The organism is Desemzia sp. AGC72 (genome assembly GCF_057334175.1).
Genome location: NZ_JBHFIG010000007.1, coordinates 70,377 through 90,907, shown reverse-complemented (window position 1 = coordinate 90,907; position 20,531 = coordinate 70,377). Strand labels below are relative to the sequence as shown.

At 39.7% G+C, this 20,531-nt stretch carries 20 protein-coding genes and 8 tRNA genes; 24 read left to right on the top strand and 4 right to left on the bottom strand.

Translation table 11 applies throughout. From position 1 onward, the window contains the following. Positions 1 to 9 precede the first annotated feature (9 nt). The 12 genes from ACE025_RS05070 (at position 10) to ACE025_RS05015 (ending at position 5,159) form a co-directional block, all read left to right on the top strand. Positions 10 to 85: transfer RNA gene (locus tag ACE025_RS05070), tRNA-Val, on the top strand. A gap of 1 nt (position 86) precedes the next feature. After that, a tRNA-Lys gene (locus ACE025_RS05065) sits at positions 87 to 159 on the top strand. 55 nt (positions 160 to 214) lie between these two features. Beyond that, positions 215 to 296, top strand: a tRNA-Leu gene (locus tag ACE025_RS05060). Between the two features lie 30 nt (positions 297 to 326). Then, positions 327 to 399, top strand: a tRNA-Thr gene (locus ACE025_RS05055). Positions 400 to 405: 6 nt separating this feature from the next. Then, positions 406 to 477, top strand: a tRNA-Gly gene (locus ACE025_RS05050). 52 nt (positions 478 to 529) lie between these two features. Further along, a tRNA-Leu gene (locus ACE025_RS05045) sits at positions 530 to 618 on the top strand. A gap of 8 nt (positions 619 to 626) precedes the next feature. Further along, a tRNA-Arg gene (locus ACE025_RS05040) sits at positions 627 to 700 on the top strand. Positions 701 to 740: 40 nt separating this feature from the next. After that, a tRNA-Pro gene (locus ACE025_RS05035) sits at positions 741 to 814 on the top strand. 159 nt (positions 815 to 973) lie between these two features. Next, a complete protein-coding gene (locus tag ACE025_RS05030) occupies positions 974 to 1,519 on the top strand; it encodes a hypothetical protein (protein ID WP_485938089.1) in 546 nt (181 codons plus the stop codon). A 240-nt stretch (positions 1,520 to 1,759) separates the two neighbouring features. Beyond that, complete coding sequence (locus ACE025_RS05025; RefSeq protein WP_485938087.1) at positions 1,760 to 2,221, top strand: CtsR family transcriptional regulator; 462 nt, start codon at positions 1,760 to 1,762, stop codon at positions 2,219 to 2,221. A gap of 21 nt (positions 2,222 to 2,242) precedes the next feature. Then, positions 2,243 to 4,738, top strand: a complete 2,496-nt coding sequence (locus ACE025_RS05020) for an ATP-dependent Clp protease ATP-binding subunit (RefSeq protein ID WP_485938085.1) — start codon at positions 2,243 to 2,245, stop codon at positions 4,736 to 4,738. A gap of 112 nt (positions 4,739 to 4,850) precedes the next feature. Next, on the top strand, positions 4,851 to 5,159 hold the full coding sequence (locus tag ACE025_RS05015) for a hypothetical protein (RefSeq protein WP_485938083.1): 309 nt from the start codon (positions 4,851 to 4,853) through the stop codon (positions 5,157 to 5,159). Between the two features lie 60 nt (positions 5,160 to 5,219). Here the strand turns inward: ACE025_RS05015 and ACE025_RS05010 are convergent, their stop codons facing one another. Then, the gene (locus ACE025_RS05010; RefSeq protein ID WP_485938081.1) at positions 5,220 to 6,083 is read right to left on the bottom strand and encodes a helix-turn-helix domain-containing protein; all 864 of its coding nucleotides are present in this window, start codon (positions 6,081 to 6,083) and stop codon (positions 5,220 to 5,222) included. Positions 6,084 to 6,221: 138 nt separating this feature from the next. On the opposite strand from ACE025_RS05010, the gene tadA reads away from it, so the two are divergent. Genes tadA through ACE025_RS04995 form a run of 3 tightly spaced genes read left to right on the top strand, consistent with a single transcriptional unit; the run spans position 6,222 to position 7,521 of the window. Continuing rightward, positions 6,222 to 6,737, top strand: coding sequence for a tRNA adenosine(34) deaminase TadA (gene tadA / locus ACE025_RS05005; protein WP_485938079.1), 516 nt, complete (start codon positions 6,222 to 6,224; stop codon positions 6,735 to 6,737). A 1-nt stretch (position 6,738) separates the two neighbouring features. After that, positions 6,739 to 7,227, top strand: coding sequence for a ribonuclease domain-containing protein (locus ACE025_RS05000; protein WP_485938078.1), 489 nt, complete (start codon positions 6,739 to 6,741; stop codon positions 7,225 to 7,227). 9 nt (positions 7,228 to 7,236) lie between these two features. After that, positions 7,237 to 7,521, top strand: a complete 285-nt coding sequence (locus tag ACE025_RS04995; RefSeq protein WP_485938076.1) for a barstar family protein — start codon at positions 7,237 to 7,239, stop codon at positions 7,519 to 7,521. A gap of 31 nt (positions 7,522 to 7,552) precedes the next feature. Here the strand turns inward: ACE025_RS04995 and ACE025_RS04990 are convergent, their stop codons facing one another. Further along, complete coding sequence (locus tag ACE025_RS04990; protein ID WP_485938074.1) at positions 7,553 to 8,056, bottom strand: ECF transporter S component; 504 nt, start codon at positions 8,054 to 8,056, stop codon at positions 7,553 to 7,555. A 146-nt stretch (positions 8,057 to 8,202) separates the two neighbouring features. Here ACE025_RS04990 and ACE025_RS04985 point away from each other — a divergent pair, with 146 nt between their 5' ends. After that, positions 8,203 to 9,060 (top strand): pyridoxamine kinase, encoded by an 858-nt coding sequence (locus ACE025_RS04985; protein ID WP_485938072.1) that lies wholly within the window; start codon positions 8,203 to 8,205, stop codon positions 9,058 to 9,060. A 95-nt stretch (positions 9,061 to 9,155) separates the two neighbouring features. On the opposite strand, the gene ACE025_RS04980 is transcribed toward ACE025_RS04985, so the two are convergent. Continuing rightward, on the bottom strand, positions 9,156 to 9,815 hold the full coding sequence (locus ACE025_RS04980) for a metal-dependent transcriptional regulator (protein ID WP_485938070.1): 660 nt from the start codon (positions 9,813 to 9,815) through the stop codon (positions 9,156 to 9,158). Between the two features lie 479 nt (positions 9,816 to 10,294). Here ACE025_RS04980 and ACE025_RS04975 point away from each other — a divergent pair, with 479 nt between their 5' ends. Genes ACE025_RS04975 through ACE025_RS04960 form a run of 4 tightly spaced genes read left to right on the top strand, consistent with a single transcriptional unit; the run spans position 10,295 to position 13,853 of the window. Further along, positions 10,295 to 11,239 (top strand): metal ABC transporter solute-binding protein, Zn/Mn family, encoded by a 945-nt coding sequence (locus ACE025_RS04975; protein ID WP_485938068.1) that lies wholly within the window; start codon positions 10,295 to 10,297, stop codon positions 11,237 to 11,239. Between the two features lie 19 nt (positions 11,240 to 11,258). Continuing rightward, entirely contained in the window at positions 11,259 to 12,017 is a 759-nt protein-coding gene (locus tag ACE025_RS04970) for a metal ABC transporter ATP-binding protein (protein WP_485938066.1), read from the top strand. Next, positions 12,014 to 12,949, top strand: a complete 936-nt coding sequence (locus ACE025_RS04965; RefSeq protein WP_485938064.1) for a metal ABC transporter permease — start codon at positions 12,014 to 12,016, stop codon at positions 12,947 to 12,949. Before ACE025_RS04970 ends, ACE025_RS04965 begins: the two co-directional genes overlap by 4 nt. After that, positions 12,939 to 13,853, top strand: coding sequence for a metal ABC transporter permease (locus tag ACE025_RS04960; RefSeq protein WP_485938062.1), 915 nt, complete (start codon positions 12,939 to 12,941; stop codon positions 13,851 to 13,853). The genes ACE025_RS04965 and ACE025_RS04960 overlap by 11 nt, the downstream gene beginning before the upstream one ends. A gap of 48 nt (positions 13,854 to 13,901) precedes the next feature. Here the strand turns inward: ACE025_RS04960 and proC are convergent, their stop codons facing one another. Continuing rightward, positions 13,902 to 14,714: a pyrroline-5-carboxylate reductase gene (gene proC / locus ACE025_RS04955; protein ID WP_485938060.1), complete on the bottom strand. Its 813-nt coding sequence runs from the start codon at positions 14,712 to 14,714 to the stop codon at positions 13,902 to 13,904. Between the two features lie 202 nt (positions 14,715 to 14,916). Here proC and ACE025_RS04950 point away from each other — a divergent pair, with 202 nt between their 5' ends. The 4 genes from ACE025_RS04950 (at position 14,917) to ACE025_RS04935 (ending at position 20,403) form a co-directional block, all read left to right on the top strand. Continuing rightward, positions 14,917 to 15,363 carry a CopY/TcrY family copper transport repressor gene (locus ACE025_RS04950; RefSeq protein WP_485938058.1) on the top strand — a complete coding sequence of 149 codons (447 nt, stop codon included), beginning with the start codon at positions 14,917 to 14,919 and terminating at the stop codon, positions 15,361 to 15,363. A 23-nt stretch (positions 15,364 to 15,386) separates the two neighbouring features. Continuing rightward, on the top strand, positions 15,387 to 17,846 hold the full coding sequence (locus ACE025_RS04945; RefSeq protein ID WP_485938056.1) for a heavy metal translocating P-type ATPase: 2,460 nt from the start codon (positions 15,387 to 15,389) through the stop codon (positions 17,844 to 17,846). A gap of 60 nt (positions 17,847 to 17,906) precedes the next feature. Next, positions 17,907 to 18,128, top strand: a complete 222-nt coding sequence (locus ACE025_RS04940; protein ID WP_485938054.1) for a heavy-metal-associated domain-containing protein — start codon at positions 17,907 to 17,909, stop codon at positions 18,126 to 18,128. 109 nt (positions 18,129 to 18,237) lie between these two features. After that, positions 18,238 to 20,403: a heavy metal translocating P-type ATPase gene (locus ACE025_RS04935; protein WP_485938052.1), complete on the top strand. Its 2,166-nt coding sequence runs from the start codon at positions 18,238 to 18,240 to the stop codon at positions 20,401 to 20,403. Positions 20,404 to 20,531 lie beyond the last annotated feature (128 nt).

Below are 20,531 nucleotides of genomic sequence, written 5' to 3'. Positions count from 1 at the left end.
TTTTTTTTTGGAGGTTTAGCTCAGTTGGGAGAGCATCTGCCTTACAAGCAGAGGGTCAGCGGTTCGAGCCCGTTAACCTCCACCATGAGTCATTAGCTCAGTTGGTAGAGCATCTGACTTTTAATCAGAGGGTCGCAGGTTCGAATCCTGCATGACTCATACTAGTTGTATTCATATGACTAGTATGTTTATCTATTGCCAAATTAAATACTATGCGGGTGTGGCGGAATTGGCAGACGCACTAGATTTAGGATCTAGCGCCGCGAGGCGTGGGGGTTCAAGTCCCTTCACCCGCATCATTACTTTTTTGAATGGCAATACTACTTGCCGGCTTAGCTCAGTTGGTAGAGCATCTGATTTGTAATCAGAGGGTCGAGGGTTCAAATCCTTTAGCCGGCATCATTTGCGGAAGTAGTTCAGTGGTAGAACATCACCTTGCCAAGGTGGGGGTCGCGGGTTCGAATCCCGTCTTCCGCTTTCTAGATTATCTAGATACTGAACGTAAATCTTCTGAATCTTGTTCATTATTGCCGGGGTGGCGGAACAGGTAGACGCACAGGACTTAAAATCCTGCGGGTAGTGATATCCGTGCCGGTTCGATTCCGGCCCTCGGCACCATTTATTTAGCACCCATAGCTCAATTGGATAGAGTACTTGACTACGAATCAAGCGGTTGCAAGTTCGACTCTTGCTGGGTGCATTTCTTTTATTTTATAGAGAAGCATAGAAGCGCATACATACGGGAATTAGCTCAGCTTGGTAGAGCACTTGGTTTGGGACCAAGGGGTCGCAGGTTCGAATCCTGTATTCCCGATAATAAAATCGTGTTTAAAGTGAGTGGACTCGTGTCTAGCTCGCTTTTTTTTGTGTGAATTTTTAATTTTTATAAACTATAGCACAGGATATTGTACACGTTATTGGATTGATTTATTATGAAAGATAAAACAGTTACCTTTTTAGGGAGTGATAGAAAATGACGATAGGTGCAGGGAATGGATCTCTTGGACGTTCTTCAGTTGTAAGAACGATACAAGCAGGTGGACTGAGTAAAATAGACCTTATGAATAAGCTGAATGAGAAAGATATATTTATCAATGAACTAGGTAAGCAATTATTAATGGATGGACGAATGAGTGTATCTGAGAAAATGTATGAATTAAAAACGATTGAATTAACTGTTGGAGATCTCGGGTTAATAGATGGAGCTGTTTTACCGGATATTTATGAGCAAGCTATAAAAAAAGGGTTATTTCTTTGTCCATTAGAAACGGGACCCTATTTAAGGTTAGCTTATTTGGATCAACCTGAAGGGTATACGGATAAACCACTATACGAAAAGCGAGCACCTTATGGTTCAATAACGATCGCTTCAGAAAAAGTTGATAAGAGAGAGGATTTTCCTAGAGGATTTTATATAAGAAAAATCGAAGGCAGACTTTGGTTGAGAGGTTACGTTGCAGATGACATCCACAAATGGAATTCGAATGATCGATTTTTATTTTGTTATTCTGACCAATAAAGAGGGCATGAAAACAGTACAGCAGCAACTTTTTATAAGTGGGCTTTTCAAATCAGCTTTTTTCCAGTATAATATTAGTCAGGATTAGTCAAAGGTTATTGAAGATTATTGACTAAATTAGATGGTCTTTTTTAAAGACTAAAAGAAAAGGAGGGTTATTAAAAATCAGGTATTGGAATGTGTTAGAAAACAGTGTATGATACTAAAACACCAATGACCTATTTTTAATAACAAGAACGCATGGAAAATAAAAATATGTCAGATATCATTGAATCTTATTTGAAAAAAGTGCTAGGGCAATCAGATCAAGTGGAAATCAGAAGAAGCGAAATGGCTGATTTATTTAACTGTGTTCCTTCTCAAATAAACTATGTGATCAATACTCGATTTACAGTGCAAAAAGGTTATTTAGTTGAAAGCAAGCGTGGCGGCGGTGGATACATCCGGATCATCAAAGTTAAATTGTTGGACGAATCCGAGATGTTAGATACAATAATAGAAATAGTTGGCAACAGTATTTCTCAAAATGATGCTTTTTCAATCGTGCAAAAGTTGTATGAAGATGAATTTTTAAATAAAAGAGAAGCCGTATTATTAATGGCTGCTATGGATAAAGTCGTATTAGGATTAGACAATAAAGCGGCTAAAGAGGTAAGGGCACGTATATTAAAATCTTGCCTAAACAATTTGAGGTATGAATAACGATAAGTCGGAGGCGAGAACATGAATGAATTATTTACAGAAAAAGCAAAAACAGTATTAGGGATTGCTCAAGAAGAAGCTAAGGCTTTTCGTCACCATTCTGTTGGAACTGAGCACATCTTACTAGGTATTGTAAAAGAAGCAGAAGGTATCGCTGGTAAAACACTTCGTCAGTTCTCTATCACGGAACAAGATGTTCGTGAAGAAATTGAACATTTCACCGGATACGGAACAATGAAATACATTTCAAAAGAAGCTGTTTTGCCTTATTCTCCTAGAGCAAAACAAGCCATTACATTTGCTACAGATGAATCGAGACGTATGGGTTCAGCATTGGTCGGAACAGAACATTTGTTATTAGGATTATTGCGCGAAGAAGACATTTTGTCGGCTAAGATATTAGGTAACTTGGATGTAAGTTTAAACAAAGCTCGTCAAGTAATCTTTAAAAAAATCGGACAAGATCAAATGAAGAATACAAAAAGCAAGCGTCCAAGATCAGCTGCTAAGCAGACTTCTGCAGGAACACCAACATTAGATTCTTTAGCAAGAGATCTAACAGCGCAAGCTAAAGATGGTAAAATGGATCCTGTTGTAGGTCGTAAAAAAGAAGTGAAACGGATTGTACAAATCCTAAGCCGCAGAACAAAAAATAATCCGGTTTTAGTTGGTGAACCTGGTGTGGGTAAAACTGCAATAGCTGAAGGATTAGCTCAAAAAATTATCGCAGGAGAAGTGCCGAGCACTTTGGCGAATAAACGTTTGATGATGTTGGATATGGGTTCTTTGGTTGCCGGAACAAAATACCGCGGTGAGTTTGAAGAACGAATGAAAAAAATCATCGAAGAAATTTATCAAGATGGAGAAATCATTTTATTTATCGACGAGTTGCACACTCTGATTGGAGCCGGAGGAGCAGAAGGCGCGATTGATGCTTCTAACATCTTAAAACCAGCTCTGGCACGTGGTGAATTGCAAACTATTGGAGCAACGACTTTAGATGAGTACCAAAAACACATCGAAAAAGACGCTGCTTTGGAAAGACGATTTGCTCCGATCCATATCGATCCTCCAAATGCTGAAGAAACAGAAGAGATTTTATATGGTCTGCGTTCTCGCTATGAAGATCACCATGGCGTAAAAATCACAGATGAAGCAGTTCAAGCTGCGGTCAAATTGTCTACGCGTTACATTACTTCTAGACAATTACCTGATAAAGCAATTGATTTGATTGATGAAGCTGCTTCTAAAGTACGCATCGATGTAACTGGAAAACCAACAGCAATAGCAGTTGCCGTTGAAGAATTGGATGCATTGGTCCAAGCGAAAGAAGAAGCTATTCAAAATCAAGATTTTGAAGAAGCCGGCGAAATCAGAACGCGTGAAATGAAACAACGGAAAAAAGTAGATGCCTTAATGAAAAAACAAGGGCAAAAAGAAACACCAACTGAATTAGAAGTTACTGAACATGACATAGCTGAAGTTGTAGCTTTATGGACAAGTATTCCAGTTCAGCAAATGGAACAAAAAGAATCCGATCGTTTATTAAAAATGGAAGATGTGCTGCATAAACGAGTGATTGGACAAGAAGATGCGGTCAAAGCTGTTTCTAAAGCGATTCGTCGTGCAAGAAGCGGGTTGAAAGATCCTAACCGTCCTATTGGTTCATTTATGTTCTTAGGCCCTACAGGGGTTGGTAAGACGGAGTTAGCTAAAGCATTGAGTGAATCGATGTTTGGAAATGAAGAAGCATTGATTCGTGTCGATATGTCTGAATATATGGAAAAATTCAGTACAAGTCGTTTAGTAGGTTCGCCGCCAGGTTATGTAGGATACGATGAAGGTGGACAATTGACTGAAAAAGTTCGTCAAAAACCATATTCTGTTATTTTGTTAGATGAGGTAGAAAAGGCACATCCTGATGTCTTCAACATTTTACTTCAAGTTTTAGATGATGGTCATTTGACAGATGGTAAAGGTCGTAAGGTAGATTTTAAAAATACGATTATGATCATGACTTCCAATTTGGGCGCAACAGCGTTACGTGATGAAAAATCAGTCGGTTTTTCACTGGAAGATAAAAAACACGATCATAAGACAATGGAAAAACGGATCCTTGAAGAATTGAAGAATTCATTCCGTCCAGAGTTCTTAAACCGTTTAGATGAAACAATTGTATTCCATTCATTAGAAAAAGAAGAATTGAATGAAATCGTGAAATTGATGTCTCGTACGATCGTCAAACGTTTAGAAGACATGGATATCTATGCTAAAATCACACCAGCAGCGATAGAGGTTATTTCTAAAGAAGGGTTCGATCCTGAATACGGCGCTCGTCCTTTACGTAGAGCCATTCAAAAGAAAATTGAAGATTTGTTGAGTGAAGAGTTGTTAAGCGGGAACATTAAGATTGGAGATCATGTGACTATTGGAGCTCAAAAAGGAGAAATCCGATTCACTGTTCGTGATCCTAAAAAATCTGCAAAACAAAACAAAGAAAAAGTCTCTGCTCAATAAGACAACTTTTACAGCCTACCAGATACGATTCTGGTAGGCTTTTTATTCGTGATAAAAAAATATTTCTGATATGATGAAGCTGATAAAACAAACGAGAAGGATGTGGATTTTCATGAAAAATTCTACGCGTAATTTGTTATTGGGCCTCGCAACAGCGACAGCAATTGGTGCGGCTTATATGATCTTGTCTGATTCAGCAATGGAAAAAGTAGAAAATAAAATCAATCGTAAACGTGCAAAGTATTTTGTTCAAAAAAAATTGAATGGCAATCCTAAGGCGATGAAAGTGGTAGAAAATTTATCAGATGAAGAGTTGATCAATTTATTAAATGTTGTCGATAAAGTAAGCAATATAAGAGGCAATATCAACGAATACACAGATCAATTTAAAGATGCTACTATGCACAAAATGAAAAAGTAATGAAACTATCCTGGAAATCAAAAGACAACGAAGCATCGCGAAAGATGCTTCGTTGTCTTTTTAATTCAGCGTCAATAAATAGCAAAGCAACAAGTCATCCATATTGCGCAAAGATAAGCCGCTAGCTTGATGGAATCGGTCTATGCGGTATTGTAAAGTATTACGGTGGATATATAGAGATTTGGCAGCCACTGAGATATTACCTTGGCTTTTCCACATCGCTAAAATCAATTCTTTGAACTCAGCATCAAAAACAGTCTCTGCTTTCAACTTCTGCATCAAGGGACTCTTTTTTATGGCGTCAGCAGTATAATGATGCAAAGCAATCGTTGATAAGTCGAACACTTGAGATTGCTTGTTTTTTTGAGTATCAAAAATATTTTGTTCTTCTTTGAAAATCTGCGTCAAAGTTGTTTCTATTGGCCAAAATTGACCGATGTAATACACCGTCTTGATGGAAAAGTCATCATCTAAAGTGCGTATGATTCCAGCCATTTCTTCATTGCTCAGCAAATGCTCTTGCTTTTCTTCAATAAGTATTCCTTTTGTTTCAGTAATGAAAAAAGCTTCTTCTATGTTCAAAAATAAACTTTTAAATGCATCGAGCCAAACAGACTGCGTAAACGTGTCATCTATTTTAACAATCTCAAATTGAATGATGCGGTAACTGCCTTCGTTTCTCGGCAAAGCAAATGACTCTTCCAACAGAAACGACTGCCATTTTGAAGCAGCAGAACGAGTTGAAGAGGTCTTTTTTTGTGTCAAAGCATACTGGATCAAAGCTAATTCAGTGTCGCTTTTTTGTTTTCTTTCAAGTTGGATCCATTTGTCTTTATAAGGGAAAGCTACATATTTTTCTCCAGAGGTGTTGGAATGTGTCAGTACAGCTTCTGGATACAATAATTTCATTTCTTTGAAATTCACTTATGTTCCTCATTTCTGTAGAAAGATATCGGTTGATTAGAGCTTCCTCTTTATTTTATCATGGTTTGACTTTTTTTGTAGGGTTTGAGGAAGAATATGCTATCATAAGGGAAGTGAAAACAGACAGAGGAGAATGATATGGAATTATCTAGCGTTGAAAAAGAGTTTTTTATGCGAGAAGCCATCAAAGAAGCGAAAAAAGCAGAAGCAAAATTAGAAGTTCCGATTGGTGCGGTAGTGGTCTTGAATGGAGAGATTATCGGCCGTGGACATAATTTGCGCGAGCTGACTCATGATGCTACTACTCATGCAGAAATGATCGCGATTCGGGAAGCAAATCAGCATCTAGACAATTGGCGTCTAGAAGATACGCAATTATTTGTGACGCTTGAACCTTGTCCAATGTGCAGTGGAGCAATGATTTTGTCGCGTGTAAAAGAATTGTATTACGGAGCTCCAGACCCTAAGGGCGGTACTGCGGGAACATTGATGAATCTGTTAGGGGATGGGCGGTTCAATCACCAAGTAGACATTGAAAAAGGGTTATTGGAAGAAGAGTGTGCAGCTCTATTGACGGATTTTTTCCGTATGCTTCGTGCACGTAAGAAAGCAGCTAAACAAGCCCAAATAGAATTAGAAGAAAAAGAGGATTAATATGAAAAAGACAAGAAATACAAAGAATTGGTTATACAGTATCGTTGGAGTACTGGTCCTTTTATTTGGAGGACAACAGCTGGATGTATTTGATACGCTGCTTCCATCAGAAAACACGCAGATAGAATCTACAGTTCAAGAGAGTGGCGTTACTGAAGGAAATGCTTACTCCACGAAAGATGAGGTTGCTGCTTACCTGCATCAATTCGGCGAATTGCCGCCTAATTATTTGACGAAGCAAGAAGCAGAAGCTTTAGGTTGGGATAATGAAAAAGGCAACTTATGGGAAGTGGCAGATCAGATGTCCATAGGGGGCAATAAGTTTGGAAATTATGAAGGGTTGCTGCCTGAAAAAGATGGACGCATCTATTATGAAGCGGACATTGATTATCAAGGAGAATATCGAGGTCCCAAACGAATCGTTTATTCGAATGATGGGTTGATTTTTTACACTGATGACCACTATGAGACATTTGAACAGCTTTATTAGGAGGTTGCTATGATAAAGAAAATAATTCTTGACGGCAGTCAAATGACGGATCGAGAAGAATTGCATGCCTACTTGAAGAGAGAGCTGGACTTGCCTGATTATTACGGCAATAACTTAGATGCTTTGAAAGATTGTTTAACGATGGATTTTTCTTGTAAAGTGATCGAAGTCTGGTATCCAGAAATGATGGAAGAGCAGTTAGGACGATATGGAAAAAATTTACTGCGAGTGCTGAAAGATTCAGCTGCTGAAAATCAATATCTTGAAGTTGTAGTAAAAAAAGCTAGAGAATAAACAGTGGTAAGCTGTTTTCTCTAGCTTTTTTTTACTGTGTTCGATTTTTAAAGACAGGTGCGGTGAAACGGTGCAGCAATACGGCCATGAAAGCTCCAACGATTCCTTGAAGTAAATTCATGGGAAATGCTGCTAGACCTGCAGCCAGTCCGAAGAGAATCCAGTCTCCCAAAACATACCCCACTGCCATCCAAACACCAGCTGTCAGAGCAGGAATCAACGGTTTAGAAGAAGGCAGCTTAATAAATAGCCATCCGCATAGCAAACCTTCTATCCCTTTGACCAAAAAAGTGATGGGGGCGTAGAAAGAATAGCCTGTAAATAAGTCTGCTAATGCACTTCCAATACCACCGATCCAAAAACCGCCAGCCGGACCCAGAAGCATGCCTGCCAGCAACAAAATCGAATCCCCAATGTTCACGTACCCTTGGGCAAATGGAATCGGAATGCGAATAATAAGCGTCATTACTACTGTCATTGCAATAAATAAAGCAAATAATACCAAGTTTTGTGTAGTGAGTGTTTTCTTATTCATAAGTTGTCCCCCTGATTTATTTTCTATTATACATTATTCGCTATGCAGATAAGAAGATAGTTTTCAGAAAAATGATGGTAAGGGAAGAAAATAGAGATAAAACTGGTATAATAAACAAAGAATGTAATGGAATAGTGGTGAAATAGATGAAGCAACCAAAAGTATTAGTTATTCAAGACATCTCAGCCAGTTGCCAGATTTCGATGAATGTGGCTGTGCCGATTTTAAGCAGTTTGAACAACAGCACTCATATGCTGCCTACTGCTTTGCTGTCTACACACACGGGTGCTGGATTTGAAGATTACACTTACTTGGATCTGACGAGTGAGATGTCTAAAATTTTAGACCATTGGAAACAACTGGGTCTTATTTTTGATGGAGTATTGATCGGCTACTTAGGCTCGCATGAGCAAATAGAAATAGTGAAACGCATCATTAAGGACTTCACAGCACCTGAAGCAGTCATTGTACTGGATCCGGTAATGGGCGATCATGGAGTGTTGTATGATGGATTTGATGAAGATTATGTTCAGCAAATGCGGGAATTGTGTCAACTGTCGACTGTGATTATCCCGAATTTGACAGAAGCAGCTTACTTAACAAAAACTCCTTACCGAAAAGGACCTTATACACCAGAGGATATCAAAATCTTGATGGATAAAATGGTTCAATGGAATGGAAAACAAGTCGTTTTGACTGGAGTAATGCTGAATGAAACAGAGATCGGAGCAGCCAGTATGTCAAAACAAAACCAACAAGTCAGCTATGCTTTTTCAGCTGTTTATCCTGGGCGTTTTGAAGGTACTGGAGATGTGTTCAGCAGTGTGATCGCTGGATTTTTGTTTCAAGATCTTCCTCTGGAATCAGCTATGACAAGTGCGGTGGAGTATGTGGAAAAAGTCATTAAATGCACTCTTGAAAATAGAGCTAACTTAAGATTCGGAGTACAATTTGAGACAGATCTACTGTTTCTGATTGAAAGGCTGTATGATTTAAAAAAATAGACAAATAAAAACTGCTCATTGGGATAATTACCCAGTGAGCAGTTTTTTTGTTGTACCTTTTAAAATGAATGGAATTGCTTTTAAAAAGCTTTATCTTACTTAGTGTCTACCTTTTCTACAAATACTTTAAAAGCTGCCTTGTAACTTAACATAAAAGTCTTTCCCTCTGGGGTTTGTAAAGCCAGCGAACCTTCATATGCTTCTTTGGCCAGCAATGTGTAGCGCTGCTCTAATTTGATGCCTTTAACAGTAATGTAATCTAAAAAGTCAGGATCGTCTTCTACTTCTTTTACAACAAATGACTCACCAGGCGTCAAATCATTCAATTGAGGGTAGTCATAGCTTTCTGTGGTACCGTCTTTTGCAGGGATTCTTCCGCCGTGAGGATCAAATTCAGGTTCTCCCAAAAATTGATTCAGTCGTTCGATCAGCAAATCAGAAGAAGCGTGTTCTAAACGGTCCGCGTCGGCATGGACTTCTTTCCAATCATAGCCCAGCTTTTCCAACAAAAAGACTTCCCAAATACGGTGTTTTCGAATAACTTGGTTTGCCAGACGCAATCCTTTTTCAGTTACTTGAACACCTCTATAAGGAGTATGAGTGATCAGGCCTTCTTTTAATAATTTGGTATTCATATCTGTTACTGACGCAGCAGATACATTCATCGCTTCTACCAACTGTTTATTGTTTACTACTTTGGTGGCTCCTCCGAGACTAACGATGGTTTTTAAATAATCTTCTTTGCTTGGCGTCATTTGAATACTCCTTTTTACTTCCGCATACAGATAAGAATATTTACGTTGAATGTTCTTGCCTGTAAAAACTTGCTTAATGTAACTGACGTTTATGAATAATTTTCAATAGGTCAGTTTAAATCGGTACTTCCATTATACCTCATACAGAAAAAACAACCAAGTAAGGAATGGACGGTTTTGCTTGTAGCGATCCATTGACCTGACTGGAGCCTATAATCCTCCAGATGTTAAAATTTCAGACAGAACCGTCCATGTATTCCGAAATAGCTGCATACAACATTTATTAGTTTTGTTTTACAGCCAGACAGCAATTCACGTTTTTCTTTTAGCCTACCAGAGACGATTGGATATATAAGCTTGTTTTTTATTTACATTTTCCCACGCGGATAATTTAATAATGAATTAGTTTAGGTTGACTTTATATAATTTTTAGTCTAATCTAAAAATAACTTAAAACAACTCGAAAGAAGGTAAATAAAATGAAAAAACTAGCTGTGCTTTTTTCTGCTGTTGTCCTCTTGATTTTGGCAGGATGCCAATTTGATGCATCAGATGCGAATGAGGGGAATTCGACCGCTCAAGGAGAAGCTGTTCAAATTATTACGACAACAACTATGATCACTGATTTAGTCAACCAAATAGGTGGCGAGCACGTAGAGGTAGAAGGTCTGATGGGACCTGGAATCGATCCTCATGGATACCAAGCTTCTGCTTCAGATGTCACCAATATGATGGAAGCTGATGTCGTTGTTTCAAACGGGTTACATTTAGAAGCTCAATTAGGAGAAGTTTTCGAAGGACTGGAACAACAAGGAAAAGAAGTTTTTGTATTAGAAGAAGGTTTATCAAAAGAAACATTTTTGTCATCTGATGATGATTCACTAGCTTATGATCCTCACATTTGGTTTAGTGTCAGCAACTGGAAATTGGCAGCTGACTATATCACAGACCAGCTAAGTGAATTTGATAGTGAAAATGCAGATGCCTATCAAGAAAACAATGAGAATTACCAAAAAGAATTGGATGAGTTAGCAGCTTATATTAATGACCGTATCACAGAAATTCCGGAAGAAAGTCGTTATTTAGTCACAGCTCACGACGCGTTCCATTATTTTGGAGAAGAGTTCGGATTTGAAGTGGTTGGACTTCAAGGGTTGAATACTCAGTCTGAAGCTGGAACACGTGATGTTAGCGATTTGGCGCAACTCGTAGCAGATAAACAAATCAAAGCGATTTTTGTAGAAAGCTCTGTGCCTACTCGTACGATTGAATCTCTTCAAGAAGCTGTCCAACAAAAAGGTTGGGATGTTTCGATAGGCGGAGAGTTGTTTTCAGATGCATTAGGGGATGAATCTCAAAATGCCGAAACCTATGTAAAGATGTACAAATCCAATATAGATACGATTGTGGATGCTTTAAAATAAACAGAAAGAAGGGCTTGTCATGAATCAAACAGCTATTCATATTGAACAACTAACCGTAGCCTATCAAGCCGTACCTGTATTATGGCAAGTAGGTTTAAACATTAAAAAAGGAAAACGAACAGCCATCATTGGACCAAATGGAGCAGGAAAATCGACCCTCATCAAATCCATTTTAGGATTGATGACTCCGCTGACAGGAGAAGTGGATTTCTCTGTAAAAAATGGAGAATGGTCGGATTACAATTCAATCAAAAAATCAGTTGCCTATGTTCCTCAAAAAAGTTCAGTAGACTGGGATTTTCCTATAACTGTTTTGGATGTTGTCGTGATGGGGAGATATGGTCATTTAGGCTGGTTCAAGCGTCCAGGCAAAAAAGATACGGCACTGGCAGAAGAGATGTTGGTCAAAGTAGGGATGCATTCTTTCAAAGACAGACAAATCAGTCAACTTTCAGGCGGACAAAGACAGAGAGTCTTCCTTGCTCGCGCTCTAGTCCAGCAAGCAGAGATTTATTTATTGGATGAACCGTTGGCGGGAGTAGACATGAAGTCGGAAAAAGTGATTATGGAATTGCTGGAGGAATTAAGTTCAGCCGGGAAGACTGTTATTGTGGTCCACCACGATTTGCAGACGGTAAAAGAATATTTTGATGAAGTTATTTTTTTGAATCGTGAAGTAGTGGCTGCTGGATCAGTTGCAACAACTTTCACTGAAGACATTATTGAAGAGACCTATCGTAAAGACCATAGTGTTGCTGAAAGGGTCGATCAGTTATGATAGAACAATTGACTTCGTTATTGAGCGACTATACGTTTCAACTAGTAGCTTTGGGGACAGGATTTCTTGGACTCCTTAGTGGAGTGATCGGAACATACGCTACTTTAAGGAAAGAAAGTTTGCTGGGAGATGCTTTGAGTCATGCAGCTCTACCAGGGATAGCCATTGGATTTTTATTTATTGGACGAAAAGAATGGATCGTTTTGATGATCGGCGCAGCCGTCAGTGGGCTATTTGCTACTTTTTTGATCCAATGGATGAGCCGAAAAAATGTGGTGAAATTCGATAGTGCTCTGGCGTTGATTTTATCGAGTTTTTTCGGTCTTGGTCTAGTATTGTTGACGTATATCCAAGATCAGCCCAATGCAAATCAAGCTGGGCTGGATAAGTTTATTTATGGACAAGCCTCATCAATGCTGCTGTCCGATGTCAGAATGATCAGCATTATCGGAATTGTGCTGTTAGTGTTAGTAGGGATATTTTGGAAGGAATTCAAAGTTTTTACTTTTGACCCTGTCTTCACTCAAACAGCTGGATTTTCTAGTTCCATACTCCAATTTTTGTTGTCTACGATGATGGTCTTGGTCATTATTTTGGGATTAGAATCGGTAGGGGTCATTTTAATGAGTGCTTTGGTGATCGGGCCTTCCGTAGCTGCCAGACAATGGACTAACCGATTAAGCGGGGTCATGGGATTAGCAGGTGTGTTTGGATTCTTGTCTGGAGTGATTGGAACGATACTCAGTTCACTTGGAAAACAAATCCCTACTGGACCTACTATCGTACTGGTGATGAGTGTATTCGTAGTCTTCAGTCTATTTTTTGCTCCTAACCGCGGTTTGATTCGAAAATACGTCTCTCAGAAAAAACAGCAACAAATGTATAAGAAACAAATAGAACTAAAAAAGGAGGGGAAAGAATATGCTGGTTGAGATCCAATTGATTGCCATTGTAGTAGCAGTTGCTTGTGCTTTACCAGGTGTTTTTCTAGTTTTGAGAAGTATGACGATGCTGTCTGATGCTATAACACATACTGTCTTGTTAGGAATTGTTTTAGCGTTCTTTGCGACTCAAGATTTAAACTCTCCTTTATTGATGCTGGGAGCTACCCTTGTCGGTGTGGCTACAGTATGGGTGATTGGTGCTCTACAACGAACGAAATTATTGAGTGGAGACGCTGCGATCGGGATCGTGTTTCCTTTGTTTTTCAGTATAGCCATCATCTTGATCACGCGCTATGCAGGAAGTGTGCATTTGGATACCGATTCTGTATTGATGGGTGAATTAGCTTTTGCTCCTTTCAAGCGAACTCAATTGTTCGGAATGGACATTGGACCACAAGCATTATGGACGATGGTAGTTATTCTATTGATCAACAGTGTGTTTATGCTCCTTTTTTATAAAGAGTTGAAACTCTCTACTTTTGATGCGGCTTTAGCTGCTGCGTTAGGATTTTCTCCAGTGTTATTGCATTATGGACTAATGTCTTTAGTTTCACTGACGGCTGTTGGAGCTTATGATTCTGTAGGATCAGTATTGGTCGTCGGTTTTATGGTAGGTCCTGCTTTAACAGGGTACCTTCTCACGCGGCAATTGCATCACATGATTTGGGTAACTGTTATAACCGCAGTCTTCAATAGTATAGTTGGTGTGCAGCTGGCTTTCGCTTTAGATGCTTCACTAGCTGGAATGATTGCTGTTGTCACAGGTGTCACAGCATTTGCAGCATTCTTGTTTTCTCCAGAAAAAGGTTGGCTCAAAAAAACGCTGAGTCGTTCAAAGCAGCAAAAGAAATTGTACAAATGGAAAATGAAACAAGAGATGGAACAGCATTAAAATTCACTAAAAAGGCTTCTGCTCAAAAATGAGTAGAGGCCTTTTTGCTTATTCTTTGTTCATATTTCGGTCTTTTTCTACAACGGCGTCAACGGCTTTAACCACAGAAGTCATAAACCCGTTTTCTTCTAAAGCCAGTACACCTTCAATAGTAGTACCGCCTGGAGAAGAAACTTGATCAATCAAGTTCCAAGGTGTCTGGTCACTTTCTTTGAGCATTTTACCGCTGCCGAGAACCGCTTGAGCAGCAATTTTGGTTGCCATCTCTTTTGGGATACCATATTTAACAGCTGCTCGAGAAAGAGCATCGACAAATAAAAAGGTAAATGCTGGAGAACAGCCTGCAATCGCAGAAAAGACGCTGAAATCTTTTTCTTTCATCACGATTGCTTCACCAATCGATTCAAATACACTGACAATAAAATCGATTTCTTCAGCAGAAGCGTGCTCATTCCCGCAAACTGCAGCCATTCCTTCACTAATCTGCGAATTTAAATTAGGCATGACACGAATGATGCGCATGGGTGAATCTTGCCCAATCATAGAATGCATTTGAGCTAAAGAAATACCTGCTGCAATAGAAACAACGACAGGATTGTGTTCAATCAGTAATGGAGCTAATTCTGGGAGTACGGTAGAAAATAAATTCGGCTTAATTGCTAAGATGACAACATCTACTGTTGACACCAGTTCCTCATTGGATGAACACACCGTAGCCCCTGTTACACTAGCTAACCGATCTCGTTTTTCTGGTGTTCGGTTAGAAAGATAAAGATTCTTTTTAGGCATCTGCCCTGAAGCAACTATCCCTTTTACGATGGCACTCGTCATGTTGCCTGTACCGATAAAACCTACTTTCATCATTCAATCTCCTTTCAATACTAGAACTATTTTTCTACACCATTTATTGACTAGAGTAGAACTAGAAAACTACTGTCTTATTTTAGCATAGATTTGACCATTAAAAACAAAAGGGTTGACTTAATTCGATTACAGTTGTAAACTGTGGTTGTAGATGATTACAAATGTAAACGATATAATTTTTTTCGAAAGGAAGAAGACGATGGAAGCTATTGAGAAAACGAAAATCAGCGGTGCTGAATGGGAAATCATGCGAGTCGTGTGGACATTAAAAAATGCAACCAGCAAAGATATCAGTTCTATTTTACAAAATAAAATGGATTGGAAACCGGCTACGACTAAAACATTGATCGGACGTCTCGTTAAAAAAGGTGCTTTGATCACAGAAAATGAAGGAAATCGATTCATTTATTCAGCTGCTGTGAGTGAAGAAGCAGAAGTGAAAAATGCGGCTCAAAGTATTTTACAGAATGTCTGCAATCGAAAAGTCGGGGAAATGATAGCAGACTTGCTCAGTGAAGCTATGTTAAGTCATGATGATGTCGCTTTGCTGGAAGCAATTTTGGAGAAAAAGAAACTCGAAGCTGTTGATCAAGTACCCTGTGACTGTGTTCCAGGACAGTGTACTTGCCAGCACATGCATGGATAGGAAGGACTATAAGGAGGGTAACAATGGTACAAAAGACAGTGAAAATAGAAGGCATGAGTTGCGCTAGTTGTGCTCAAACGGTTGAAAAGGCAACAGCTAAACTAGCAGGGGTACAAGAAGCGAATGTAAACTTGATGACGGAAAAATTAACCGTTCAATTTGATGAAGCTAAAACAAATATGGAAGACATCAAGGCGGCAGTTGATGCGTCTGGCTATAAAGCGGTGGAAGAAGGTCAAACAAAAACGTTTGTGATAGAAGGCATGAGTTGCGCAAGTTGTGCTCAAACGGTTGAAAAAGCAACAGCGAATTTAACTGGTGTAGCCAATTCGACAGTAAATTTAGCGACAGAAAAAATGACTGTTCAATATGATCCGTCTATTCTTTCTGTCAATGATATTACAGGTGCGGTTTCGGCTTCTGGGTATAGTGCTCATGAAGAAGTTGGTAATGCAGATTCAATCGACGAAGACCGCGAGAAAAAAGAAGCTCACATGAAAGAAATGTGGCGTCGTTTCTGGTTGTCAGCAGTATTCACTGTACCGCTATTGTATATTTCGATGGGACATATGATTGGAGCACCTTTGCCAAGCTTTTTAGATCCGATGCATCATGCTGGTGTATTTGCTTTAATTCAATTGATATTGACCATTCCGGTGATGGTATTAGGGAAAAAGTTTTTCACTACAGGATTTAAAGCGTTAGTAAAAAGACACCCTAACATGGATTCTTTGGTGGCTTTAGGAACCAGTGCAGCTTTTATCTATAGTCTGGTTGCTACGGTATCCATTTGGCAAGGGAACGATTCGTTGGCAATGGATCTGTATTACGAGTCAGCGGCAGTTATTTTAACGTTGATTACTTTAGGGAAATACTTTGAAGCTCGTTCGAAAGGGAAAACCTCTGAAGCCATCAAGAAATTGATGGGACTGGCTCCAAAAACAGCCAAAGTCATGCGTGATGGCAAAGAAACGGAGATTTCTGTAGAGGCAGTTCAAGTTGGCGACATTGTGGTGGTTCGTCCAGGAGAAAAAATGCCGGTAGACGGGGTTGTCATTGAGGGAACGACTTCTGTTGACGAAGCGATGTTAACAGGGGAAAGTATCCCTGTGGAGAAATCAGTTGGCTCCCAAGTTATCGGAGCTAGTATCAATAAAAACGGAACTATTCAATACAAAGCGACAAAAGTCGGTAAAGACACAGCTCTTGCGCAAGTCATCAAATTAGTGGAAGATGCGCAAGGATCCAAAGCTCCGATTGCCAAATTGGCAGACATCATTTCAGGCTATTTCGTACCAATCGTAATAGTGCTGGCTGTATTAGCTGGAGTCGCTTGGTTTATTGGAGGTCAATCCGGCGTCTTTGCATTAAGCATAGCGATTTCTGTTTTAGTCATTGCTTGTCCGTGTGCTTTAGGTTTAGCAACGCCGACAGCAATCATGGTTGGTACAGGAAAAGGTGCTGAACACGGAGTCTTGATCAAAAGCGGGGCAGCGTTGGAAACCACTCACAAAGTTCAGACAGTCGTATTAGATAAAACTGGAACGATTACAGAAGGTAAACCACAAGTGACAGATATTTTATCTGCAACAGGCATTTCAGATGAAGAGTTGCTGGCGATTTCGGCTTCTGCTGAAAAGGGATCAGAACACCCATTAGGTGAAGCAATCGTTCGTGCAGCGGAAGAAAAAGGATTGCATTTGCGGAAAACGAACTCCTTCAATGCAGTTCCTGGACACGGAATCGTTGTTCAAATTGATGGAGACGTGTATGCACTCGGCAATAAGAAAATGATGGAGCACCAACAGATTTCATTGGATGATTTCTCCGGCAGATCAGATAAATTAGCTGGTGAAGGGAAAACACCGATGTATATAGCTAAAAATGATGATTTAATGGGAATCATTGCTGTAGCCGATACAGTAAAAGAGACAAGTGGTCAGGCTATCTCTAAGCTGCACCGTATGGGGATCGAAGTAGTGATGATCACTGGGGACAACCGTCGAACTGCTGAGGCTATTGCGAAACAAGTGGGTGTGGATCGTGTCTTAAGCGAAGTCTTGCCGGAAGACAAAGCGAAGGAAATCAAACAATTGCAAGAAGAAGGCAAAAAAGTCGCGATGGTTGGAGATGGAATCAATGATGCTCCCGCACTAGCTCAAGCGGACATTGGTATCGCTATTGGATCAGGAACGGACGTTGCGATCGAGTCTGCGGATATTGTTTTGATGCGCAGTGACTTGATGGACGTACCAACAGCCATTGAACTAAGCAAAGCTACCATTAAGAATATCAAAGAAAACTTATTCTGGGCATTTGCTTACAATACATTGGGTATTCCGGTTGCCATGGGCTTGTTGTATCTATTCGGCGGACCATTATTGAACCCGATGATTGCTGGAGCAGCGATGAGTTTCAGTTCTGTATCGGTATTATTGAATGCTTTAAGATTGAAACGATTTATGCCGTCTGCAAATCAGTAGCCGTTTAACTCAATGAGGATTACACTAGAGATAATGACAAAACAAAAGGAGAAATGACAGATGAGAAAAGAAATCACTATTGAAGGTATGAAATGTGAAGGCTGCTCAAATGCTGTAAAACAACGTTTTTTAGGTGTTGAAGGAGTCAACGATGTCGTTGTCAATTTAGAAGCTAAAAGCGTCCTTCTTGAAGGAAATTCAGCAATAGATGAAAATGAATTGCGCGAGTCGTTATCAGATACAAATTATTCAGTAGTCGGCATCAAGGAAATGGATGCCTAATTGAAAACAGAACGCTTATCTTATTTAATGAGATAGGCGTTTTTATTTAAACCTATTCTTGTTTTAGATGAGGACTAAATACTCAATATAAAATGAAGGAGTGATTTGAATGGATAAGAAAAATATTGATGAACATCAACATCATAACCACCACCATCACCACAATGGTCACGAGCATATGCATCATCACAGACCTAAAGATGAAGAACACGTGGGTCATATTTATCATGAAGAACAAGTAGAAGAAGGGATGCAGGAGGATTCAAATCCTTCTGAAGCGCATAATCATCATCACCACAGAGATCATGACCATGATGATCATCATGATCATATGGACCATGGCGGACACCATCACCATGGGAATTTCAAAGAGATTTTTTTGAAGTCGCTGCCTTTAGGAATCGTGATCTTGATTTTGTCGCCATTGATGGGATTTGAACTGCCATTTCAGTTTGCATTTCCTTATTCTGACATTTTAGTAGCTGTATTGGCAACGATTCTATTCGTATATGGAGGCAAACCTTTCTACCAAGGAGCCGTTGATGAGTTCAAACAAAGAGCTCCGGGAATGATGGCACTGATTACTTTAGGAGTAACCGTGTCGTATTTGTATAGTATGTATGCAGTGGCAGCCAGGTATCTGACAAACGAACATGTGATGGATTTTTTCTTTGAATTTGCATCCTTGATTTTAATTATGTTGTTGGGACACTGGATTGAAATGAAAGCAGTGGGTGAAGCAGGCGATGCACAACAATCGTTAGCTGAATTGCTGCCAAAAGATGCTCATGTGGTATTGGAAGACGATTCAATTGAGACGCGCTCAGTGTCTGAATTAAAAGTTGGAGATATTGTACGGGTACAAGCAGGCGAAAATATACCAGCCGATGGTGTGATCAAGAGTGGCGAGTCTCGAGTGAACGAAGCACTTTTGACTGGTGAATCGAAGTCTATTGAAAAAGGGGAAGGAGAACAAGTTATTGGCGGCTCAACAAACGGCGACAGTATTTTGTATGTAGAAGTAAAAGAAACCGGAGATAAATCGTTTATTTCTCAAGTCCAAACCCTTATTCGACAAGCTCAAGATCAACCTTCAAGAGCTGAAAACATTGCGCAAAAAGTAGCAGGATGGTTGTTTTACATTGCGGTAGCAGTTGCAGGAGTCGCTTTTGTCATCTGGTTGTTGGTCGCAGATATAGAAAATGCCGTTATTTTTACCGTAACGACTTTAGTCATTGCCTGTCCTCATGCGTTAGGTTTAGCCATTCCTCTAGTCGTAGCACGCAGCACTAGTTTAGGGGCAAGCAGAGGATTGTTGGTCAAAGACCGTGAAGCATTGGAATTGGCCATAAATGCTGATGTGATGGTGTTGGATAAAACGGGCACATTAACTACTGGTGACTTTAAAGTGTTAGAAGTTGAGGCGTTGGATGAGAGTTATTCTCAATCGGAACTGATAGCGTTGATGGCAGGAGTCGAAGGAGGATCGAGTCATCCAATTGCACAGTCCATTAGAGCTTATGCAGACAGAAAAGGGATTAAGCCGGTCCTGTTCGATTCTATTGATGTCATATCAGGCGCTGGGGTCAACGGAACCGCTAATGACAAACAGTATAAACTGATCAGTCAAAAAGCTTATGGCGAAGATTTACCTGTAAATATACCTGCAGGGGCAACCCTCAGTGTCTTATTAGAAAACGATAAAGCAATTGGAGCAGTAGCTTTGGGAGATGAGTTGAAAAAAACGAGTTCAGAACTCATCAAAGTATTGAAAGCAAATGGAATTCAGCCATTGATGGCTACGGGTGATAATGAAACTGCAGCTAAAGCCGTTGCAACCGAATTAGATATCAACTACAAAGCTAACCAATCTCCAGAAGACAAATACGACTTAGTTGAGATGCTGAAAAATCAAGGTAAAACCGTCATCATGGTAGGTGATGGAGTAAACGATGCCCCATCACTTGCTCTGGCAGATGTTGGAATAGCCGTTGGAGCTGGTACTCAAGTAGCGTTAGATTCGGCAGATGTGATATTGACACAGTCGGACCCTGGTGACATTGAGTCATTTATTGAGCTGGCCCAAAAAACAACCAGCAAGATGAAACAAAATCTTTTATGGGGAGCAGGATATAACTTTATTGCGATTCCGTTAGCAGCAGGGATATTGGCCCCTATAGGCTTTACCCTGAGTCCGGCAGTTGGTGCCATCTTGATGTCATTGTCTACTGTGATCGTAGCGATCAATGCGATGACGCTTAGATTGAACAACTGATTGTCTTGTAGTGAAAAAAAATCTTTCAACGTTAGTTTAGAAGTTAGAGTGAAATTTCAGAGAATGAATATTAAATAGGTGTTTTACCCCTTATTGTTTTTAGACAAGTGTATAGTAAATACAGCAAC

Coding starts and splice junctions, on each gene's coding strand:
- ACE025_RS05030 (WP_485938089.1), top strand. CDS start 974: ATGACGATAGGTGCAGGGAATGGATCTCTTGGACGTTCTTCAGTTGTA.
- ACE025_RS05025 (WP_485938087.1), top strand. CDS start 1,760: ATGGAAAATAAAAATATGTCAGATATCATTGAATCTTATTTGAAAAAA.
- ACE025_RS05020 (WP_485938085.1), top strand. CDS start 2,243: ATGAATGAATTATTTACAGAAAAAGCAAAAACAGTATTAGGGATTGCT.
- ACE025_RS05015 (WP_485938083.1), top strand. CDS start 4,851: ATGAAAAATTCTACGCGTAATTTGTTATTGGGCCTCGCAACAGCGACA.
- tadA (WP_485938079.1), top strand. CDS start 6,222: ATGGAATTATCTAGCGTTGAAAAAGAGTTTTTTATGCGAGAAGCCATC.
- ACE025_RS05000 (WP_485938078.1), top strand. CDS start 6,739: ATGAAAAAGACAAGAAATACAAAGAATTGGTTATACAGTATCGTTGGA.
- ACE025_RS04995 (WP_485938076.1), top strand. CDS start 7,237: ATGATAAAGAAAATAATTCTTGACGGCAGTCAAATGACGGATCGAGAA.
- ACE025_RS04990 (WP_485938074.1), bottom strand. CDS start 8,056: ATGAATAAGAAAACACTCACTACACAAAACTTGGTATTATTTGCTTTA.
- ACE025_RS04985 (WP_485938072.1), top strand. CDS start 8,203: ATGAAGCAACCAAAAGTATTAGTTATTCAAGACATCTCAGCCAGTTGC.
- ACE025_RS04980 (WP_485938070.1), bottom strand. CDS start 9,815: ATGACGCCAAGCAAAGAAGATTATTTAAAAACCATCGTTAGTCTCGGA.
- ACE025_RS04975 (WP_485938068.1), top strand. CDS start 10,295: ATGAAAAAACTAGCTGTGCTTTTTTCTGCTGTTGTCCTCTTGATTTTG.
- ACE025_RS04970 (WP_485938066.1), top strand. CDS start 11,259: ATGAATCAAACAGCTATTCATATTGAACAACTAACCGTAGCCTATCAA.
- ACE025_RS04965 (WP_485938064.1), top strand. CDS start 12,014: ATGATAGAACAATTGACTTCGTTATTGAGCGACTATACGTTTCAACTA.
- ACE025_RS04960 (WP_485938062.1), top strand. CDS start 12,939: ATGCTGGTTGAGATCCAATTGATTGCCATTGTAGTAGCAGTTGCTTGT.
- proC (WP_485938060.1), bottom strand. CDS start 14,714: ATGAAAGTAGGTTTTATCGGTACAGGCAACATGACGAGTGCCATCGTA.
- ACE025_RS04950 (WP_485938058.1), top strand. CDS start 14,917: ATGGAAGCTATTGAGAAAACGAAAATCAGCGGTGCTGAATGGGAAATC.
- ACE025_RS04945 (WP_485938056.1), top strand. CDS start 15,387: ATGGTACAAAAGACAGTGAAAATAGAAGGCATGAGTTGCGCTAGTTGT.
- ACE025_RS04940 (WP_485938054.1), top strand. CDS start 17,907: ATGAGAAAAGAAATCACTATTGAAGGTATGAAATGTGAAGGCTGCTCA.
- ACE025_RS04935 (WP_485938052.1), top strand. CDS start 18,238: ATGGATAAGAAAAATATTGATGAACATCAACATCATAACCACCACCAT.